Below are 20,166 nucleotides of genomic sequence, written 5' to 3' on the forward strand. Positions count from 1 at the left end.
CCCTTTTTAAAATGCATTCCGGAAAGAAAATCCTGGTGATCATTGGAAGTGCTACAAAAAACTCCGGCAATCAGAGATTAATGGAACAGATCATGGAACACCATACCGGTATTGATTTCCAGATGTATGATGATCTTTCTGTTCTTCCGCACTTTGACACCTCATTAACGGACTTTGGTACTCCGGAGGAAATCCATAAGATCAGAAAAGATATTGATCATGCAGCAGGTATTATATTTTCTACCCCTGAATATATCTTCAGCATTCCGGGCAGATTAAAAAATTTACTGGAATGGTGTGTTTCCACAACTGTTTTTTCTGAAAAACCGGTTGCTGTGATTACGGCTTCCGCCAATGGAGAAAAAGGCCATGAAGAATTATTATTGCTTTTAAAAACACTTGGTGCCAAAGCAGAAAAGCACCACCAGCTTTTAATAAAAGGGATAAAAGGGAAGTTTAATAGTGATGGCTTGGTGGAAAGTAATACCTTTGCCAAAGTATCAGAATTAGTAACAGATTTTGCAACCTCTGTTTCATAATTAAAATATAAAGTATTGAATAATAAAGGAATTTTACTGGTCAATCTCGGATCACCGAGATCCACGGCTGTAAACGATGTAAAGGAATATCTTGATGAATTTTTGATGGACGAAAGAGTGATCGACTACCGCTGGATCTTTCGTGCCCTTCTCGTCCAGGGAATTATTCTGAAGACAAGACCTGCCAAATCCGCTGAAGCTTATAAAACGGTTTGGACAGACGAAGGTTCACCGCTGATCGTCATTACAGAGAAAATCCAGAAAAAGCTTCAGAAGCTGGTAGATGTTCCGGTAGAAATCGGAATGAGATATGCTGAACCGAGTATTGAAACCGGTATCCGCAAATTGGTCGATCAGGGGATTTCAGAAATCGTTCTTTTCCCTTTATATCCCCAATATGCGATGAGCACTACCGAAACCGTTATTGAGAAAGCTGAAGAGGTAAGGAAAAAGAAATTCCCGCAGGTAAAGATCAATTATATCCAGCCTTTCTACAACAGGGATATTTATATCAACTGCCTGGCAGAAAGCATTAAGGAAAAACTTCCTGAAAATTTTGATGCCCTGCAGTTTTCCTACCATGGGGTTCCGGAAAGGCATCTCTATAAAACAGATCCGTCAAAGACCTGTAAAATTGATGATGCCAACTGTATCAACAGCCAGGTAGATACTCATAATGCATATTGCTATAGGCATCAATGCTATAAAACCACAGAAGCTGTCATTGCCAAAATAGGACTCCCCAAGGAAAAGACAATTGTCTCTTTCCAGTCAAGGTTGGGAAAAGATAAGTGGATAGAGCCTTATACAGACGAAACACTGGAAACAATTCCAGGAAAAGGAGTTAAAAACTTAGCCATTGTGTGCCCTGCTTTCGTTTCAGACTGCTTAGAAACATTGGAAGAAATTTCTGTAGAAGGAAAAGAACAGTTTTTACACGGAGGAGGGGAAAACTTCCACTACATTCCCTGTCTGAATGATGAAGACCGATGGATTGAGGTGGTAAAGACGCTTTGTGAGGAAAAACTGAATGATTTTTATCTCGTATAATTCTCATCTGTTCAAAATATACAAAAGGCCACAAGAAAATTACTTGTGGCCTTTTTGCTAAAAATATATTAAAGTTTGATTTACTTTTTAATCAGATTTCCTGCATTCTGTCCATTTACCATTACAATATATACTCCTGGAAGGATATTAGACGGAAGCTGTATTTCTACTTTATTCGCTCCATCTTTAATATTAACTTTTTCGGAGATTTCTCTTTTTCCTGTAAGGCTAATCAGTTCTACAGTTCCTTTACCCGCTTTTCCTTCAAAATTCACCGTAAACCTGTCTGTTGCCGGATTTGGACTGATGGTATAAGGAGAATCATTGGCAGCTGCCGCAACAAGTCCCGCTGCCGAAGTTCCTCCGCCCACTCCTACGGCATTCCATGCGTTGGTAACCTGAGTCACTTCATTACTGCCTGCTCCGTATAGATCTGCCGCAGCCTGAAGGGAATACGTTCTCGCATTGGCATAGGTAGAAGTAGAGGTAAGATAAGTAGTCAATGTTCTATAGGCAATGGCACCGGCCTTATCCAGCCCTATTCCTGAAACATTATAGGCAAAGCCATTATCATTGGTTCCTGATCCTCCGGTTACCAACAAATAATACCAGAAGTTAAGAACTCCCGAGTTAGTATGAACCCCACAATAATCATTATATCCTGGCAGATTTGGGTTTCCTTGAGGTGTGCAGGAATTACTTGCATCTTTCCAATACTTTCCTTTATAGGTATCCGGCTGGCTATAAGCATTTGGATTAGCCATATCTCTGATCACATAGCTGAAATCTTCTCCTAATGTCCAGCTTGCCTGAGTTGGTCTTGCCCAACGTTCTATTGTATTTCCGAAAATATCAGAGAATCCTTCATTTAATGCGCCGGGTTCTCTCTGGTATACAAGATTGGCTGTTTTGGAAGTCATTCCATGGGTAATTTCGTGACCGCAAACGTCAAGGGCTGTCAATGGCTTTCCTCCATTTGTTGTAGGACTTCCGTCTCCGTAAAGCATTCTTGATCCATCCCAATAAGCATTAAATACATTATTTCCGTAATGCACATAGGATTTTATCGCAAAATTGTTGTTGTCAATACTTTTTCTTCCAAACTTTGTATAATAATAATCCAGTGTCATTTCAGCTCCCCAGTGTGCATCGGTAGCATATTGGTCTTTGTTGGTATTCACATTATTCCATGCATTATCCGAATCGGTAAAATCTACAGCTCCGGATAGGTTAGTACTTTTTTTTGCATTATATGTTTCAACTGATGTTCCGCCATTTCTTCCTGTTTCTCTCAGCCTGTAGCTTCCGTTGTAAGAATCAGTAATAATATTTCGGTTTCCGCTGTATACCGTTGTAGCGGTTCCGGGTGTATTGACTTCATGGATAATGGCATCCGTTCCCAGAACCTTTCCGCTTTTAACATCTACGAAAACATATTGTCTGCTTAATGGTTTTTCTGAGTAAATATCAAATTTATAAGCTAATGTTAAATCATTCAATTTGTCATCGGTTGGATCTGAATAGTATACCAGCTCACCTTTCGGAGCAAAACTGGCTTTCGTATTGTTAGATTCCTTTTTAACAAAATCTTCTTCCTCTTTGTTCTCCCATTTGTATGAATCGGCTCCCACAAATGATAATGCATTCTGCAATGCTACACTCTCAGAAATATTAGCTTTTCTTTCAACTTCTTTCGGTGTTTTAAGGATCCATGAACCTGATTGCCCCAGGATCTTGCCTCCTTTGGTCTGTACCGCCATCATTCCGTACTCTACAGGAATATCATTAATGGTCTGCTGAAAACGATAAGTTTCAAATCCCAACTCATCTTTTTCCTGACCCAGTTTACGGCCCTGGCCAGGAGAAAGTCTTTGGGAAGCCTCATCAAATAAAACAGGGCTTCCCTGAAAAGCAGGCCCGTTTTTTTCGAATCGCATAAATTCAGCGTGTAATCCGCTTTTACCAGGAATTAATTTTGATGGAGTGTTTTGTCCAAAAACAAAAGAGCAGGCAGCAACGCTTGCCACTAAGATAAATTTTGTTTTCATAATAATATTTGTTAAATGTGAAAACGAATTTATAAACTTTTCACAATACAATGACATATTTATTAAATAAAATTCAATTGAAAAAATAAATCATTAAACAAAACACAATAACGATTTTAAAAAGAAGAGAATTAATTGAATATAATTTTATTAATAAAAATATTTTTAATTAATATATTTAATAAAAATCAAAATTTTGTGAATTATTATTTTTCACTATGCTGTGCATTATATTTGATATTGGGTATTACATTTTCAAAGCTCACTTTATAAAAGTAAAGGCTGCCTCGGGAGAGACAGCCTTCATTCTTATTTCAAAATAAATCTTTAACGTTTGTTACCGACAGGGGTTCTGAATTCTCCATACCCCATCAGCCCATCATAATTTCTTCCGAAAGGCGCATAATATAAAAATGCCTGATATAAGTTTTCTGTCTGCCAGAAATTACCGTTCACTTCACCAAAATTTAAAGATCCGTTCCCTTCTTTGGTAGCCAGAACATAATTATAGAAACCTTGTTTCAGGAATATTTTAGCAACATATTGCCTGGTGGTAGCATCATACTGCATCTGATTTTCTTTGTCCGGCTTGAAATTGTTGAATCCTCCCAGAACATAAATTTCTTTATCTACAGGATCAGATTCCAGATAAAAATGGACCATGGAATAATCTGCTTCCCTTTCCGCATCCCGTTCTCTTCCCAGGTCATTTCTTCTGTAATACCATGCTCCGTTTACATCAGGCTGGTATTGGTAATTCAACGGAAAAGCCCATACCGGGTGAAGATACGTCTGATTGACATCATCCTTTATTTCTGTAGCGCGAACCATATCCGCCGCCATATTCATATTTTTATTATCAAAATAATAGAACTCGTTATCTCCGGGGAATACAAGATTCATCTGCTGGAAAAGAAGCTGATTTCCTAACACCGTACTCGCCTTCTGATTCGTAATAACCATATTCGGGTTATTATTCTGCATCACATTCAGGGTGATGGAATTGACATTGGAAGAAATATCCCCTCCTTTAGGAGAAGCCTTCACCTCTACCCTCTGATTTACATTAGGGTTTTTGGCATCCGCAATTCTTGAAATATTTACCCCGAGAGCAGCCATATCCTCCACCAAATAAAATCTCCTTTTGAAAAGAGGCTTATCTACAGAATCCTTATAGACGATCAGCTCATAATTTCCTGAAATTTTCGGCTGTATCTTATCATTCGGAAAAGTCAGCTTATAGTGGGTATAGGCCTGCAGGGTATTGAAAGAATACTGAAACTGGTCAAGAAGCGCATTCATACTTCCTGTGGCAAATTCTGTAAAGAACAGGTTATCATCATTCCAGTTCCGGTCATAATGTTTAATCGTATACCTGTAGATATCACTTCTATTGGTAAGATCATCAAAGCTTAAAACCAATTGTTCACCAAATTTAATGACAGGTGTTTCGTCATTGGTCTGTGGGTTAAACAGCTGGATACTCTGGATATTTTGTCCATAAACCAGTCCGCCCAAAGAGAGTAAGAGTATTCGCAAAGTTTTCATTATGACGAAGATAGCGAAAAATCGTCATTTTCTTAATAATATTGTATTTTTGAAATAAAAATAATTCAGATATGCTTCAGATCCAGGGCTTCGTATTCAACTTTGCGAGCGAAAATACATATATCATCTATAACGAAAATAAAAATGCCTGGCTAATTGATCCGGGAAATATGAATGAGCAGGAAACTCAGGCTATTGGTAATTTTATTACAGAAAACGGTTTAAAGATCCGGAAAATTCTGCTGACCCATGCCCATATCGATCATGTACTTGGCCTTCAATGGGCTTTTGATACTTTCAAAGTTCCGGTCCAAATGCATCAGGAAGACCAGGAAGTACTTGGCATGCTCCAGGCAAGCGGAATAAGATTCGGAATGAAGATCGATCCTGTAAAAGTAGATATTGAATATGTAAAAGAAGGTGATGAACTGGATCTGGATGGAGAAAAGTTCAGGATATACCATGTTCCGGGACATTCTCCGGGAAGTGTGGTTTACCATAACGAAAACCAGAAATTTATGATCTCAGGTGATGTTCTTTTCGAAGGAAGCATTGGAAGGACAGATCTGTATAAAGGAAACTACGAACAACTGATCGACGGTATTAAGACTAAACTTTTTATTTTAAATGATGATACCCAGGTATTTTCAGGCCATGGAAATCCTACGTCGATTGGTTTTGAAAAGCAGTACAACCCGTTTTTTAAATAACGGGTTCAAATCTTCATCTCCAATAATATCGTAAATTCTATTCAGGGACAGCCAAAACGTTCAATACACTAAATATAATGTATATACACTTTTACCATTGATCAACCTGTGGTAACCATATCTTTTTTCCTCCTTACCAACAAATAGAATATTTTGACCAAAAATAATCCATTCTTGACATTGTTTTCACTTATGAATATTTCTAATTTGTCCTGATAAGCCTATTATCATTTTCTTAACAAATTAAAAATAATCACTAACACAAAATGGAAAATCAAAATTTCGAACACAAACAGCCCCAAACATTCAATCCGGTCATTAAATCAGTGCTGACTATCAGGAAGACAGTCAATGAAATTGGCGATATAGAATCAGATATTCTAAAGCTTGATAAAGAAATACTTGACCTGATAGAAGAAGCCGGGAAAAGTATTATTAACGAAAAAGGGCTGACTGACATTTGGCTGCAGGAAAAAGAAGTACTTGTTGAAAATGTAACTCTTTTAAGAGAAAGATTAGAGATATTATCTCAGAAGCTTAAGAATAAAGAGGCAGATCGTCTGACAGAATTATGGAACCAATATAAAACGAACGTTGAGACCGTTCAGCTAAAGCTTTCCGACATGGATAACCTAGGAAAGGTGGTGTTTGTAGACAGCAAACTTCAAAACTGGAATGAAATCTGGAAAAAAATAAGAGAAAACCTGGAAAAAATTTTAGATATCGCCGAAACTGTAAATATTAAATTGTCATTAATCGAAAAGCTAAAGCCTGAAGAAATTGACGAAATTACTCAGGAAGTACTAAAATATATGCCGAAAAATTACACCGTTGAAGAAGCATATACCTATGAGAAAGATTATATTCAGGCATATAACGAATTAAAACAGGAAGCCTACAAGAAAAAGAATCTATGGGATAAGTTCTTAGACATACTCGCAGGAGGAATCCAGGAAACTCCGGCACACCGGGTTCAGATGAGAAGGTGGATGGAAGGGGACAGCGAAGATAATCCTCTATAAAACTCAACTGCTCAAACAAAAAATACCTAAAAACAAAAATATACAATACTTTGTAAAAAATATTTATATTTATTATCCATTACTTCACGATCAGGTACAATTGATGAGATAAAAAATCTATTCTTCTGAAAGGTTTGAAAATCTCATAGCTGTTACCGGCATAAAATCATATGAATGAAATAAAAAATTTTTCTCTTGCTTCCTTAAATAATGATTTTGAAGACCTTAATCTCCAGAATGGCGGATATATTTATATTCCTCATTTTAAAATTGCAGCCAGCCAGGAGGAGCCCTACCGATCAGACTATTATTGTATCGGACTTCTGAAACAGGGCGAAATGTTTTTACAGACGAACCTTATACAACATCATATTAAAGCTCCTGCGCTTATTTTTGCTGAACCCACCGCTATTAAGAGATGGGATAAATCTGAAGCAGTGTATGATGCTTCCAGTATTCTGGTTCCTTCAACGTTTATACAAGAAAAATTAATTGAGTCCAGTCTTTTAAAAGCCTTTTCTGACCTTCCATTATATGGGGCCTATATAACAAATCTAACGGAGGAAGAGTTTAGCAGCGTGAAGAAGATGTTCGACATATTTGAATCTTATCCTTCACCACAAAACTCTTTTCAGATAGAAATTATCCGGGGAACCGTGTACAGCCTGCTGAATAGTATAGCTGATTTTTATACCCGGGAGCATAAGCCTGAAAAAACCTCAGGTATACTGAGTATCCGCTTCAGAAAATTAGTTTCAGAATTCAGCCAGAAAGAAAGAAGCGTTAATTTTTACGCAGATACTTTGCATGTGCATCCAAGATACCTGAGCCGTATGGTCCTGAAAGAAACAGGCGTACCTGCAAGTGAATGGATCCGGAAGCAGGTCATCATGGAAGCAAAAGTATTATTACAAAAAAACGATCTGACTTTAACGCATATCGTTTCCATCCTTAACTTCCCTGATCAAAGCACCTTCGGTAAATATTTTAAAAAATATGCAAAAATGACTCCTAAAGAATACCGGTTATTTACACAGAACCTTCTTTAAAATAAATAGAAATTTCTGACCAATAATAGTCCGTTTCTGACATTGCGAACCATCATAAATGTCTCTATCTTGTCAATACAGTTTGAATAAAAACTGATACAAAATTCTTCAATAATCAATTGTAAAATCCCATTATTATGAAATTTTTTAAGAAAGAAGACACCGTAATGCTTTTAATTGACCATCAGACAGGGACCCTTCAATGGTGTGCCAACAGACCTCAGGAAATGATTGTCAGCAGAACCAAAGCACTGGCCAGAATAGCGAAGGCAATAGGAATTCCTATAGTACTTACCAGCAGCCAGGAGGACCGTATGCAGGGACCTATCATTCCGGAACTGCAGCAGCTGCTTCCGGAAGAATATGAAAACCGTATTAAACGCGAGGGTATTACCAATGCATGGAACGATGAGAATTATAAAGCTGCCGTTCTCAATGCCGCCGGCGGACGCAAAAATGTAATCATGGCCGGTCTGACGCATGATGTATGCATTGTGTACCCATCCAGATCGATGGTGGATGAAGGCTTTGATGTTCAGGTAGTTATTGATGCCGGCGGATCACCTACACAGATTGCAGATGACATAGCGCAGCAGACCTGGGAAAACCATGGAGTACGTACAACGACAATTAATCAGCTGGTAGCTGAGCTGACTTCCAGCTGGGCAACCGAAGACGGAGAAAAGCTGGTGCAGATTATAGGTGAAGAAGTGATTTCTACTATTGGGAAATTCGTTTAAAAACAAAACAAATCCCCAAGAGCTACAGAACATTCCCAATAGTAAGAAAACCAGAAACCATTATAGTGATACCTTGTTTTAAAATTTAGTAAAGTATATGATAAAAAAAATAGATAACTCTAAAAAGGCAGGTAACAGCCATATTTCAATTCTATATCCTGGTACAGAGCTTACGGATAATGACACAGGGTATTATAGCATCGGCCGGATAGATCAGGCCCATATCCGGGGAGGTGTGGTCATCAAAATGCATCCGCATGTTAACGATGATATTTTATCCTATTTCAGGACCGGAAAAGTTAAGCATACAGATTCTGAAGGTTTCACAGAACTGATCACCCCAACCCGGTTGATGCTGATGAAAGCAGGAAAGCAGTTCTATCATGAGGAAGAGATACTGGAAGAACAGGAAGGTCTTCAGATTTTCATCCGCCCGGGAAAAAAAGATAATGCTCCTGAGGTAATTTTTCAGGAACTGGATGTTGTACACAGCCTTAATGAATGGCGCCTGATAGCCTCCCCGGACAAAGAAAAAACACCTCTTGAGCTAAGCAGCAATACATGGATATATGATATGCAGATTATCCCCGGAAAAAGTTTTTCTCTCCCCGATGAGATTAAGCCTGATTTCGGTTACTTACTCTATGTTTTCCAGGGAAATATCATTGTCAATCAAATGATAAACTTAAGTAAGGGGGAAAGCTTGTTTATCAGGGATGAAAACATACAGTTTGAAACAAAAGACAATGCAGAGCTTGTTCTGTTTGAAACTGATACAAAAGCTCCTTATTATGATGGAGGTATGTATAGTGGCAATAAACGACAGGTTTAATTCACACAAAATTTTAATAATATGGAGAATAAGCATTCACAAAATATAAAAATAACGTCCCCTACTGAAGGTGAGTACGTCGGTGTCATGGGAGATAACTACCGCATTATTGTGTCAGGTAAGGAAACTAACGGTGAATATGCTGTCATTGACATGATCGTTCCACCCGGAGGAGGGCCCGCACCGCATTCCCATTCGGATATTCATGAGACCTTTTTTGTAACAGAAGGAGAGCTTTTATACAAAACAGAGAATGGCCAGGCAACAGTAACAGTGGGTGGATTTGTAGATATTCCCGAAGGAGGAGCCGTTCATTGTTTTAAAAACGTTTCCACAGAGAACGCACGGGTAATCTGTACTGTAAGGCCGGCAGGTTTGGAAGATTTCTTTAAAGAACTTGGAGAATCAGTTAAGCCCGGTGAATTTTTACCAGTTCCAGAGTTTACTCCTGAATACATACAAAAGCTGGAAATGCTTAACGAAAAATATGGGCAGAAAAGTTACCCGTTAGACTATTTGGATTAAGAATGTTGAAAAATTTCTAAAATCTATTATTATGGCAACACATGAATATACCCAAAACAAAGATCTTATGATACTTTGGGAACCTGCAAAATGTCAGCATGCTGCTATCTGTGTAAAAATGCTTCCCAATGTTTATCATCCCAAAGATAAACCGTGGATCACTCCGGAAAAAGCTACAGCAGAAGAACTGAAAAAGCAGATTGACAACTGTCCTACCGGTGCATTATCTTATACGGCACCCCACTCCGGCACTTCTGCCCTGGAAAAATAATAAGTTTCTATCGGTTAAAATTTTTATAATAAACTGAACATAAATGAACCCGCTCAATTGAGCGGGTTCATTATTATAAAAGAAATAGAAAATTTAGAAATCTAAAGTAATGGAAGCTCTTGCAGCAGCCCCCATAATAGGTCTTGCCATAATGATACCGTCTCCTGTCGGTGAGCCGGCTCTAGGGTCACCTTCCGTAATACCAATGGTATTAAAGATATTTGTACCGTCTACTGCAAAACGTATCTTGCCTAGCTGATAAGACATTCCTGCTCCAAACTCCGTGAAAGAAGGTAAAGTTTGTACATTCAGCTCATCCTGGAAGCGTTTTCCGTAATAGTTCATGCTTACATACGCTCTCCATGACTTTGTGATATTCACTGCAGGAGCAATATTAAAATAGAACTTAGGTATTCTTCGTACGGTATTCCCTTCCAAAAGGCTTCCAGCCTCCAGATCCTTATATTTTGGATTCTGAATGGTTCCGTTGAATGTAATTTCCACTATATTATTGAATAAACGGGCGTATCCTTCCAGCTCAACCCCATAGTTTTCAGTGTTTGCAAAAGTATTTTCTGAAGCACCGCTTGATAAGATATCAGTGAATGAAAGGTTTTTCAATGTAGAATAAAACGGAATTACTGCTACGTCAAAAGTACGGGAATAGTACTTATATCCTACTTCCAGCTGATTTGTTGACACCGGTTTCAAAGGCTTATCCGGATTCGGGGTAGAGAAATAATTATAATAAGCTTCCTCATTAGGAGATCTGAACCCATTGGAAAAACGGGCGTAAACCGCATTTTCCCTATTGATCTTATAATTAGCTGCCAATGTGAATGAAACCCTGTCTACATTGAAATTCCAGTAAGTAAATTTATTTCCCAGCACACTCATATTATCATCCGCTGTAGTCGTTGAGAAACCATGCGTTCCATCTGTGGTAAGTCCCGAGTTATTCAGATTTGAAGTTGTCGTATTGGCAAAGCTTCCTTTATAGTAATCATGGCTGTAACGGATACCTCCGTTAAGGCTCAGATCATCAGTAACATTGTAATCTATATTTACATAAAGGTCATTTAAGCTTCCCTGAGTTTGTGTATTTCTCTGTAAGAAGGTCATATCTGTCACTCCATTATAGGTTTTAGAATAACCATCATCAGTCGGCAGAAGAGAAGTATCTACTAAATTTAAAAGCTCCGGTCTGTCTGTAGCAGTGGTCAGAATATTACTCCAGTTCCAGTATTGCTGGGATTTCCAGTTAGATTTATAGAAACCTGCGGTTACATTCCCTTTGTCGAATTTATAATTGAACTGAAGATCGTTTACAAAGTTGTTCATCTTCTTGTCAATAGCCCAGAAACCTAATTCTTGGACATGAGCAGGATTCACCACGGCTCCATTGCTCACCAGTGAATACTGGAATGCATTTCCGGCAATGCCATTATCTGCAGCAAACTCAGCAGCCGTTTTGGGACCTCCTGCCGGGAAAATTCCCGTATAGTTCATATTGATATTGGTATATCGGGTCTTGTTCAGAACGCTGAAGTTATTTCCAAGGTCATACTTAAATTCAGCTCCCAATACATCAACTTTCGGATGAATTCCATCTTCGAGGTTTCTGCTGAAAAAACCACCTTCGGCCTGTGGAATATTCAACTGGCTGATGGCTCTGTAGCTGTAAGTTCCATAATTAGGGTTAAAACCTGGAAATCCTTTTAAATCATTTCCATTCTGTACCAATGGAATAGGCAGGAAGAATGTATTTCTGTCATCCAGTTTTTTATAATACACCTTAGCATAACCTTTGTCAAATACATATTTAAGGTTCATCCTGATCTGTCCTCCGTTGTTCGCCTTAAAGCCTGTCTTTCTGATTCCGTCATCAGTTCTGTAAAAACCGCCTACATTGAAAAACAATTTGTCTTCAACCAAAGCCCCTCCGATATTAAGATCTGTACGCATAAGCCCGTAAGTACTCGTTTCCAGCTTTGCCGTTCCTTTAAAATCGTTGGTTCCTTCTTTGGTAATAAAGTTGATAAGCCCTCCCGGGGAGTTATTGGCATAGATAGAGCCCGAACCTCCTCTCAAAGCTTCAAGACGGCTTACCGAGTTGTCCACACGGAAAAAATTATCTGCATTGGCAAACTGAAGCGCACCATCCTCAAAGACCGGAAGACCATCTTCCTGTACCTGTACAAATTCATAGGCTCCGGCGGAAGGAATACCTCTTGCAAAAAGGTTATTCCCCACTTCACCTCCTGAAGTCTCCACAGCGAATCCCGGAACTCTCTGTAGCAAAGCCGCTGCACTGATAGGATTCTGCTTCTGAATCTCCTTGGCACTGAATGTTGAAATCGCAGTACTGGATTCTATTTTTTTCTTTGGATTGGAATTTCCTGTAATAACAATCTGATCGATAGAAGAAACTTTTGCAGAATCCTGCGGCGTTTCCTGGGCATAAGCATTATTAAAATATAACGTAGCTGTTGCGGCGATTAAAAAGATTGATTTTTTTTTCATAGCCATATTTTTTATTGTTAGTTTCAGTTTTGTTGTAATTTCAAATACACTCCATTCGTCCAACCGAATCCATCCTGATTGGGGTATTCCCCGCCGCCTGCTATTGTTTCTGTATCTAATGCATTGTATTTTTCCATCAGTTTTCCGGTGTTCTTATAAACTCTTTCTACATTGGAACACCAGTTTTTTTTAATTTTTTCTGCCAGCTCATTGAACCCATAATTCTTCATCGCTTTAAAGCCAAGCCATTGATAGGGAGCCCAGGCATTGGGCAGATCCCATTGCTGGCCCGTTTTTTTGGTTGTTGTAACCAATCCGCCCTGGTACAAAAACTTTTCAGCAATCGTATCCGCGACAGCTTCAGCCTGATCCTGATCTGCAAGACCAAGAAATAAAGGGTAAAGAGCAGCAATATGTTCAGACGGTGTTTTTGTGTTTTTTTTGATGTGATAATCTTTGTAAATCTTCATTCTTTCATCCCAGAAGTATTTATTGATCATCTGTCTTCTCGCTGCTGCTCTTTCAGAAAAAAATTGTTCTTTTTCGTTGAGACTCTGAAGCGCTGAAGATTTTGCAAGGGTCATTTCCAGATGCCATAAAAGGCAGTTCAGATCAACCTCTGCAAGGTTCAGCGTTTCTATGGTCTGTATATGTTCTCCATCTGCAAACCACCGGCTGGAAAAATCCCAACCGGATTCACAGGCACTTCTTATATTTCTGTAAAATTCCTCTCCCGAAGCATTCTCATGATCTTCAATATCAATCAAATAACTTTCAGGGCGGGGAGTATTTTCCGTATCATAGTAACGGTTCAAAAGATCCCCCTCTTCAGTTCTGATCACTCTCTTTACATTTGAATTTCTTTTAAGCCCATCCTCACCATTCATCCAGAAAGCATATTCTTTTTCTAATGTATCATAATATTGTACGTAGATTCTTTCATCATTTGTCGTTTCAAAAAGCAGATCTAGCATCAATGAAAAATAAGGAGGCTGCGAACGGCTCAAAAAGTGAGTTCTGCTCGCATTCGGGACAAAGCCTACATTGCGGATCAGGTAAGAACAGTTCTCAATAATATTCTCCATCATCTCCACCCTGCCTGAAACCTGAAGTCCCAACATAATAAAATAGCTGTCCCAGTAGAAGAATTCATTAAAACGCCCTCCCGGAACAACATAAGGTTTTGGCAATTTCAGAAGTGTACCCTTTTCTTCATACGCTGTACGGGTAAGCTCATCCCAAAGCTTTTCAATATGTTCCCTAATCGGGAGATGATCTTCTCTCTGAATAGAAACTTTTGCTCCCAGAAAATCAAAATGAGTCATGACAAAATCTTTCAGGTCAAAACCATCAGCATCTTTTGCTTTCTCATAGTCCTCATTGATCTTAGCAATTGGGAATAATGGAACGGCATCTGTCATCATTTTTTGATCTTCAAAGATTTCAGATCTCTGCACAGCATCAAAAAGATTTTGAATTTCGTTGATGTAAAGCTGATTACTCATTTTATTTCTTAGGGTTTATTTTTAATTTATTCATGAAAACGGCTGATGTGATCAGTAGTGAAAGAGGGATCAGAGAAAGGTAAAATGCCCGTTGCCCACTAAATTCCTGAAACACAAAACCTGTAATGACCGAACCTATCGTTCCTCCGATCGCTGAGAAAACCACGATCAGTCCAGACATTGCACTATGTAGATATTTAGGTATTGAAGCCAGGATCACCGAGTTAATGCTCGGATAGATCGGCGCCAGCAGACCACCCATCAAAGGAAACAGATACACTACCAGAGGTGCATTCAACCAATTTGTGCCGGCATCAATATGAATATTGTGAGTCAGAGGCAATACCAGGAGTAAGCTTATCGCAAAACCAATAACACAAAAGGAAACCACATAGATCCAGCTGAACTTTTTGGAAAAGAAGCCTGATAGAAATCTTCCCAAAGCAAAAGCTCCCGCCAGTACTGCTCCCGCCTGAATGCTCATTGAAGTCGGAACTTTTAAGATCTCTTTATAGAATGTAGGTGTCCAGGTCTGAAAACTCTGCTCTACCAATACAAAAAGGAAGGCACACAACAGAAAACACAATACCTTTTTATAGCTGAACAGGCTGACACTGTTTTTCAAATCACCCAATAGATCAGTTTTCTCGCTTTTAGCTTCTTTCTCATTCAGTTTTGAAAAGAATAAAAACAGGAATGATAGTGCAGAAAGTCCTCCCAAAACCCAGTAAACATTCAGCCAGTGAGTAGATTTCGGATTATGATCATCAATATACAAGCTAAACAAAAGATTGCCTGCCAATACTCCGATCATGAAAAACCCTTCCAGAAATCCCATAAAGCTGGAATGCTCCTTATCTGTTTCTGTTACCAGCCCAATAGAGGTAAATACAGAGATTTTGATTAATGCAAAGGATACCCCTACAATGGCAAATAATAATTTAAAGAACCAAAAATCATTGGCAAATGGCATGACAAAGCACATACCGCTTACCAAAAACAAGGCGGTCAACATAGAATTCTTGATCCCTATCTTTGGAAGAAATGAAGCCAGAATGAATGAACATATCGCAATAGGAAGGTCTTTGAAACCTTCCAAAACACTGGCAGAAGATTTTGAGATCCCAAAGTTCTGCTGTACCTGCAGGATCACTGTTCCCACAGAATTCAGGAGAATGGCAAAGACAAAATAGTTTAAAAATAAAACTGCCTTGATGTTAAGATTTTTCATTCAGGTTATTTCTTGTCGGCTAAGATAGAAGCATTTGTGTTAACGATAATTTAACACAGTAAATCAATATTTGAACTATATTAATATAATTAGTATTTTTAGCAATTAAATATGATTAATTAAATGAAAGTTACTTTTGAAAGAGTAATTCCGAATGAAAAGAGCTCATTCCGTACGATTCATAACAACTCCCCTATTTCGGAATTCAAGTGGGAATATCATTATCATCCGGAAATAGAGCTGGTATGTGTTATTTCCGGAAATGGTACCCGTCATGTTGGATATCATAAAAGCAATTATACCAATGGAGATCTGGTCCTGATCGGTTCTAATATTCCCCATTCTGGATTTGGATTGAATTCTACAGATCCTCATGAAGAGATTGTATTGCAGTTCAAAGAAGAGATCCTCCAGTTTCCTCAGCAGGAGGTGGAAGCCAGGTCTATTAAAAATTTACTTGAACTTTCAAAATATGGCATTCAGTTTCATCAGAAAGTAAAAAAACTGATGCTTCCGAAATTAAAGCTCATGCTGGAATCGGAAGGATACAAAAGATATTTATTGCTGCTTGAGATCCTTTTCGAGCTATCGAAATGTGAAGATTATGAGCTTTTGAACAAAGAAATCATGCCCTACACCATTATTTCGAAGAACAAAACCCGCCTTGAAAACATTTTCACGTATGTGGAACATCATTATGATAAGGAGATCGATATTGAAGATGTAGCCAGGCTGGCCAATCTCACACTACCTGCATTCTGTAATTTCTTTAAAAAAGCGACGCAGATTACCTTCACAGAATTCGTGAACCGCTATCGGATCAATAAAGCCTGCCTGCTGATGGCCCAGGATATGAGTATTTCCGAATGCAGCTACAGCTGCGGCTTCAATAATGTGACCTACTTCAACAGAATGTTTAAGAAATATGCCGGGAAAACGCCTTCAGAGTTCATTAAGAATTACTCTCATAATAAAGTGAATGTGGATTTGAAGGTTGAAAGCGAAGTTAAAACTACAGCCAGTTTTTAACGAATCTTGCCATTAAAACAATTTCCAATTTATGGAAAACCGTAAGGATAAGCAATTAACATAGATTATTTTCGTAAAAAATAATTTATTAACAATCTTAAATTACAAATTATGGCAATTAGAATTACATGTATTAACAAAAACAGTGGCTATCATGAAAATCCAAATTTAGCAATTACTCATTTAGGATGGGTTAGAGATGATGGAAAATCAGGGAAAAACACCAGATTAGAAATATATAATTGGATAAAAAATGAAAATGGTGAAGCTTATGTTACCGACATCTATGGCAACAGAGCAAAAGTTATTACTGCAGAAACATATAATGGTACTCAATATTTAAAAACAGAGGCAGATAATACAACAAAAAACAATTTATTATCACTTCCCGAATGTAAATAGAAATCATCTCTTTAAAGAAAAAGCTGTTCCAAAAGAACAGCTTATATTTTATATTATAAACATTGGCAATTAAAAATTATTTCAACTTTCAATTCCCTATTTTCAATTAAACACTACTTCCATTTAATATTGCACCCCATGCTCGGTCTCTGAATTTCTTCCTGCGGTTCCCCTGCCAAAAGATTTTCAAAAGCAATGATCAGATCTTCTCCGGTGACATCTTTATTATTTCCCGGTCTTGAATCATCCATCTGACCTCTGTAGATAAGATCAAGCTTCTCATCAAAGAAGTAAAAATCAGGAGTACAGGCCGCATCATATGCTTTGGCTACCGCCTGGCTCTCATCGAACAGATAAGGAAAATCAAATTTTCTTTCGATCTGGAATTCGATCATTTTTTCAGGAGAATCAGCCGGATATTTTTCAATATCATTAGCATTGATGGCAATAAATTCAATTCCTTTTTCGTTGTAATCTTCGTATAGTTCATTGATCTTGTCGATCACATGAAGAACAAACGGACAGTGGTTGCACATAAAAATCACCAGTGTTCCTTTTTCTCCTTTCAGCTCTTCCAAAGACTGAATTTCATTCGTTTTTGACGGGTTAGGAAGCTCAAAAAACGGAGCTTTTGTTCCTAATGCCAGCATATTTGAGGGAGTATTCATATCCTTTTTTCTTTACCCGCAAAGATAGATATTTCTTTTATTAATTAAGCTGAGTTCTGAAACAGACATTTTATTTTTAACATGGTAAGGAGACTGGAAGCTGGAAGAAAGAAGATATTCAGTCCTCAAAAATAGTTATAGTCAAATTCTATTATCGGTCTTTTTTAAACCCGAGCTTACCTCTAATGCCTATTCCTCCAGCTGTCGGCCAATTAATTAAATCTTCTATAAACCATCTTTGGAAATTAAATTTATAATATCCTTTGGAAGTTATATTAAAAAGTTTGTAGTTTTGCTAACACTGTTAGAAATCAAATCATGGGCCTACATGAACGTCGTCAAAGAGAAAAAGAATCCATTCGTGCAAATATTTTGCAGGCGGCTTTTACTTTGGCAAAAACCGAAGGCTGGGGTTCGCTTTCCATGCGCAAAATAGCAGATGCTATTGAATACAGCGCACCGGTAGTGTATGATTATTTTGAAAACAAGGAAGCCATTCTGTTTGAAATCTCTCTGGATGGCTTTCACAAATTACATATAGAATTATTAAAAGCTCAGCAGAAGCATGACACTCCGGAGGAGCAGCTTGTTGCCATCGTGGATGCATATTGGAACTTTGCTTTTAAGAATAAAGAATATTATCAGCTGATGTTTGGTCTGGGAATGCAATGTTGTGGAAAAGGGCAGATGAAAAAAGAATTTTCGTCATTCCAGGAGTTGATCTATGAATGTACCTATAACATTATCAAGAAGAATGGATCTAATCCAGATAATGCCTGTCATATGTCTCATGCTCTGTTTTCTGCCGTACATGGTATGATCTCCATTATGATGATGCGTACTGCGGATATCCCTTCTACGATGAATAAAACGACATTGGACGAAACTGTTTCGGCATTTATTAAGTCATTATAATTTTTTTTTGAACTAAAAATTAACACCGTTAGGAAATTTAACACTGAATTAATTTAAAAATTCATATAAAAACTAATTTAAAACGAAAACCATTTATGCCACATTTGATAAAACCGGATTTAAAAGTAAGCATTTTTGCTTAATAAATTAACACTGTTAGTAAAATTAACATAGATACACCTCATCTTTTATATACTTAAACCTATTAAAACAATTTCAATTATGGGAACAATTGATCTGATCAGCCATTAAAAATTCTGTAATTTTTTTTGAACAAATCATTAACACTGTTAGGAAAAAAAACAGCATTTATTACAAAGAACATTACTTATTACATCTAACACTTCATTAAAAAAATTAAACCAAAATGAAAATACCTGGAAAAACAAGGTTAATAGTACTTATTTCAAGTATCATTCTTTTACAGAGCTGCACCAAAGCCGCAGAAGGATCCAATGCCGCACCGCCAGCTCCTGAACTTCCGGTTTATACCGTTATCACCTCACCCGCCACTACATATCAGGAATTTCCAACTGCCCTGGAAGGTAAAAACAACGTAGAAATAAGATCACAGGTAGATGGATATCTTGATAAAATCTATGTAGAGGAAGGAGCTTATGTAAGAGCCGGACAGCCTTTATTCAAAATAGATTCAAGAAGCTACGGTGAGCAGGTGAATATGGCTCAGGCCAATCTTCAGGTTGCCAATGCCAACATACAAAAGGCGAAAGTGGAAGTAGACAGACTTCAGCCATTGGTTGCTGCAAAAGTAGTTTCCGATGTACAGCTTAAAACGGCAAAAGCAAATTATGAAGCAGCGGTTGCAGCCGCAACACAGGCAAGAGCATCCGTAGGAAATGCCAGAATCAATGTAGGATTTACAACGATTACAGCACCGGTAAGCGGATATATCGGAAGAATTCCTTACAAAAAAGGAAGCCTGATCTCAAGAACAGACCCGAATCCGTTGACATTATTATCAGATATCAGTGAGATTTATGCTTATTTCTCCTTAAGTGAGCTTGATTTCATTGCTTTCCAGAATAAATATCCTGGTGCCACTTTAGAAGAGAAGCTGAAAAATATGCCAATGGTAGAACTGGTCATTGCCGACAACAGTACCTATCCTGAAAAAGGCAGACTGAGCATTGTGGACGGACAGTTTGACAAAACAACCGGAGCGATCAGTGTACGTGCTGTTTTCCCCAATACCAACGGAGCTTTGAGAACAGGAAATACAGGACGGGTGCGTATGCCTCAGCTGATCTCTAATGCAGTGGTCATCCCACAGGAATCAACTTTCGAGATCCAGGATAAAACCTATGTATATGTCATGGATAAGAATAAGAAGGTAGCCGGAAGACCGATAAAAATATCAGGAAAGACCGATAGCTATTATTTCATTTCCGAAGGGCTTTCTCCAGGAGAAAAGATCGTATTCACAGGGATTGGAAACTTAAAAGAAGGCGCATCGATCAATCCTAAAAATATTTCTTCTGACAGCCTGTTAAAAGCAAAGCCTTTATAATCCTTTCCAACAGAAGACTTAAAAAAATAAA

19 protein-coding genes are annotated in these 20,166 nt (G+C 38.0%); 13 read left to right on the forward strand and 6 right to left on the reverse strand.

The window, feature by feature from the left end; translation table 11 throughout:
- The first annotated feature begins 11 nt into the window (after window positions 1-11).
- On the forward strand, window positions 12-539 hold the full coding sequence (locus AC4IF5_RS11480) for an NADPH-dependent FMN reductase (protein ID WP_490734613.1): 528 nt from the start codon (window positions 12-14) through the stop codon (window positions 537-539).
- Between the two features lie 15 nt (window positions 540-554).
- Window positions 555-1,589, forward strand: a complete 1,035-nt coding sequence (gene hemH / locus AC4IF5_RS11485; RefSeq protein ID WP_490734615.1) for a ferrochelatase — start codon at window positions 555-557, stop codon at window positions 1,587-1,589.
- An 80-nt stretch (window positions 1,590-1,669) separates the two neighbouring features.
- Here the strand turns inward: hemH and AC4IF5_RS11490 are convergent, their stop codons facing one another.
- Window positions 1,670-3,637: a M4 family metallopeptidase gene (locus AC4IF5_RS11490; protein ID WP_490734617.1), complete on the reverse strand. Its 1,968-nt coding sequence runs from the start codon at window positions 3,635-3,637 to the stop codon at window positions 1,670-1,672.
- A 327-nt stretch (window positions 3,638-3,964) separates the two neighbouring features.
- On the reverse strand, window positions 3,965-5,185 hold the full coding sequence (locus tag AC4IF5_RS11495) for a type IX secretion system plug protein (RefSeq protein WP_490734619.1): 1,221 nt from the start codon (window positions 5,183-5,185) through the stop codon (window positions 3,965-3,967).
- A gap of 71 nt (window positions 5,186-5,256) precedes the next feature.
- On the opposite strand from AC4IF5_RS11495, the gene AC4IF5_RS11500 reads away from it, so the two are divergent.
- From AC4IF5_RS11500 to AC4IF5_RS11530, 7 genes are all read left to right on the forward strand, one after another.
- The gene (locus AC4IF5_RS11500) at window positions 5,257-5,895 is read left to right on the forward strand and encodes an MBL fold metallo-hydrolase (RefSeq protein WP_490734621.1); all 639 of its coding nucleotides are present in this window, start codon (window positions 5,257-5,259) and stop codon (window positions 5,893-5,895) included.
- A 266-nt stretch (window positions 5,896-6,161) separates the two neighbouring features.
- Window positions 6,162-6,917: a hypothetical protein gene (locus AC4IF5_RS11505; RefSeq protein WP_490734623.1), complete on the forward strand. Its 756-nt coding sequence runs from the start codon at window positions 6,162-6,164 to the stop codon at window positions 6,915-6,917.
- A gap of 170 nt (window positions 6,918-7,087) precedes the next feature.
- Window positions 7,088-7,966, forward strand: coding sequence for a helix-turn-helix domain-containing protein (locus AC4IF5_RS11510; RefSeq protein WP_490734625.1), 879 nt, complete (start codon window positions 7,088-7,090; stop codon window positions 7,964-7,966).
- Between the two features lie 137 nt (window positions 7,967-8,103).
- The gene (locus tag AC4IF5_RS11515; protein ID WP_490734627.1) at window positions 8,104-8,706 is read left to right on the forward strand and encodes an isochorismatase family protein; all 603 of its coding nucleotides are present in this window, start codon (window positions 8,104-8,106) and stop codon (window positions 8,704-8,706) included.
- A gap of 97 nt (window positions 8,707-8,803) precedes the next feature.
- Complete coding sequence (locus AC4IF5_RS11520) at window positions 8,804-9,538, forward strand: pirin family protein (protein ID WP_490734629.1); 735 nt, start codon at window positions 8,804-8,806, stop codon at window positions 9,536-9,538.
- A gap of 21 nt (window positions 9,539-9,559) precedes the next feature.
- A complete protein-coding gene (locus tag AC4IF5_RS11525) occupies window positions 9,560-10,063 on the forward strand; it encodes a cupin domain-containing protein (protein ID WP_490734631.1) in 504 nt (167 codons plus the stop codon).
- 31 nt (window positions 10,064-10,094) lie between these two features.
- Complete coding sequence (locus tag AC4IF5_RS11530; RefSeq protein WP_490734633.1) at window positions 10,095-10,334, forward strand: (4Fe-4S)-binding protein; 240 nt, start codon at window positions 10,095-10,097, stop codon at window positions 10,332-10,334.
- A gap of 93 nt (window positions 10,335-10,427) precedes the next feature.
- On the opposite strand, the gene AC4IF5_RS11535 is transcribed toward AC4IF5_RS11530, so the two are convergent.
- The 3 genes from AC4IF5_RS11535 to AC4IF5_RS11545 are packed head-to-tail and all read right to left on the reverse strand — an operon-like array spanning window position 10,428 to window position 15,593.
- Window positions 10,428-12,857, reverse strand: coding sequence for a TonB-dependent receptor (locus tag AC4IF5_RS11535; protein WP_490734635.1), 2,430 nt, complete (start codon window positions 12,855-12,857; stop codon window positions 10,428-10,430).
- Window positions 12,858-12,880: 23 nt separating this feature from the next.
- On the reverse strand, window positions 12,881-14,362 hold the full coding sequence (locus AC4IF5_RS11540; protein WP_490734636.1) for a trehalase family glycosidase: 1,482 nt from the start codon (window positions 14,360-14,362) through the stop codon (window positions 12,881-12,883).
- A 1-nt stretch (window position 14,363) separates the two neighbouring features.
- Window positions 14,364-15,593 carry an MFS transporter gene (locus tag AC4IF5_RS11545; protein ID WP_490734637.1) on the reverse strand — a complete coding sequence of 410 codons (1,230 nt, stop codon included), beginning with the start codon at window positions 15,591-15,593 and terminating at the stop codon, window positions 14,364-14,366.
- A 123-nt stretch (window positions 15,594-15,716) separates the two neighbouring features.
- Here AC4IF5_RS11545 and AC4IF5_RS11550 point away from each other — a divergent pair, with 123 nt between their 5' ends.
- Both AC4IF5_RS11550 and AC4IF5_RS11555 read left to right on the forward strand, forming a co-directional pair.
- The gene (locus AC4IF5_RS11550; protein WP_490734639.1) at window positions 15,717-16,622 is read left to right on the forward strand and encodes an AraC family transcriptional regulator; all 906 of its coding nucleotides are present in this window, start codon (window positions 15,717-15,719) and stop codon (window positions 16,620-16,622) included.
- A 111-nt stretch (window positions 16,623-16,733) separates the two neighbouring features.
- Window positions 16,734-17,024 (forward strand): DUF3892 domain-containing protein, encoded by a 291-nt coding sequence (locus tag AC4IF5_RS11555; protein ID WP_490734641.1) that lies wholly within the window; start codon window positions 16,734-16,736, stop codon window positions 17,022-17,024.
- Window positions 17,025-17,137: 113 nt separating this feature from the next.
- Here the strand turns inward: AC4IF5_RS11555 and AC4IF5_RS11560 are convergent, their stop codons facing one another.
- Complete coding sequence (locus tag AC4IF5_RS11560) at window positions 17,138-17,692, reverse strand: thioredoxin family protein (RefSeq protein ID WP_490734643.1); 555 nt, start codon at window positions 17,690-17,692, stop codon at window positions 17,138-17,140.
- 318 nt (window positions 17,693-18,010) lie between these two features.
- Between AC4IF5_RS11560 and AC4IF5_RS11565 the strand changes: the two genes are divergently transcribed.
- Both AC4IF5_RS11565 and AC4IF5_RS11570 read left to right on the forward strand, forming a co-directional pair.
- Complete coding sequence (locus AC4IF5_RS11565) at window positions 18,011-18,607, forward strand: TetR/AcrR family transcriptional regulator (RefSeq protein WP_490734645.1); 597 nt, start codon at window positions 18,011-18,013, stop codon at window positions 18,605-18,607.
- A 367-nt stretch (window positions 18,608-18,974) separates the two neighbouring features.
- The gene (locus AC4IF5_RS11570) at window positions 18,975-20,135 is read left to right on the forward strand and encodes an efflux RND transporter periplasmic adaptor subunit (protein ID WP_490734647.1); all 1,161 of its coding nucleotides are present in this window, start codon (window positions 18,975-18,977) and stop codon (window positions 20,133-20,135) included.
- Window positions 20,136-20,166: the final 31 nt, after the last annotated feature.

It is taken from the genome of Chryseobacterium sp. UF-290 (assembly GCF_058245615.1).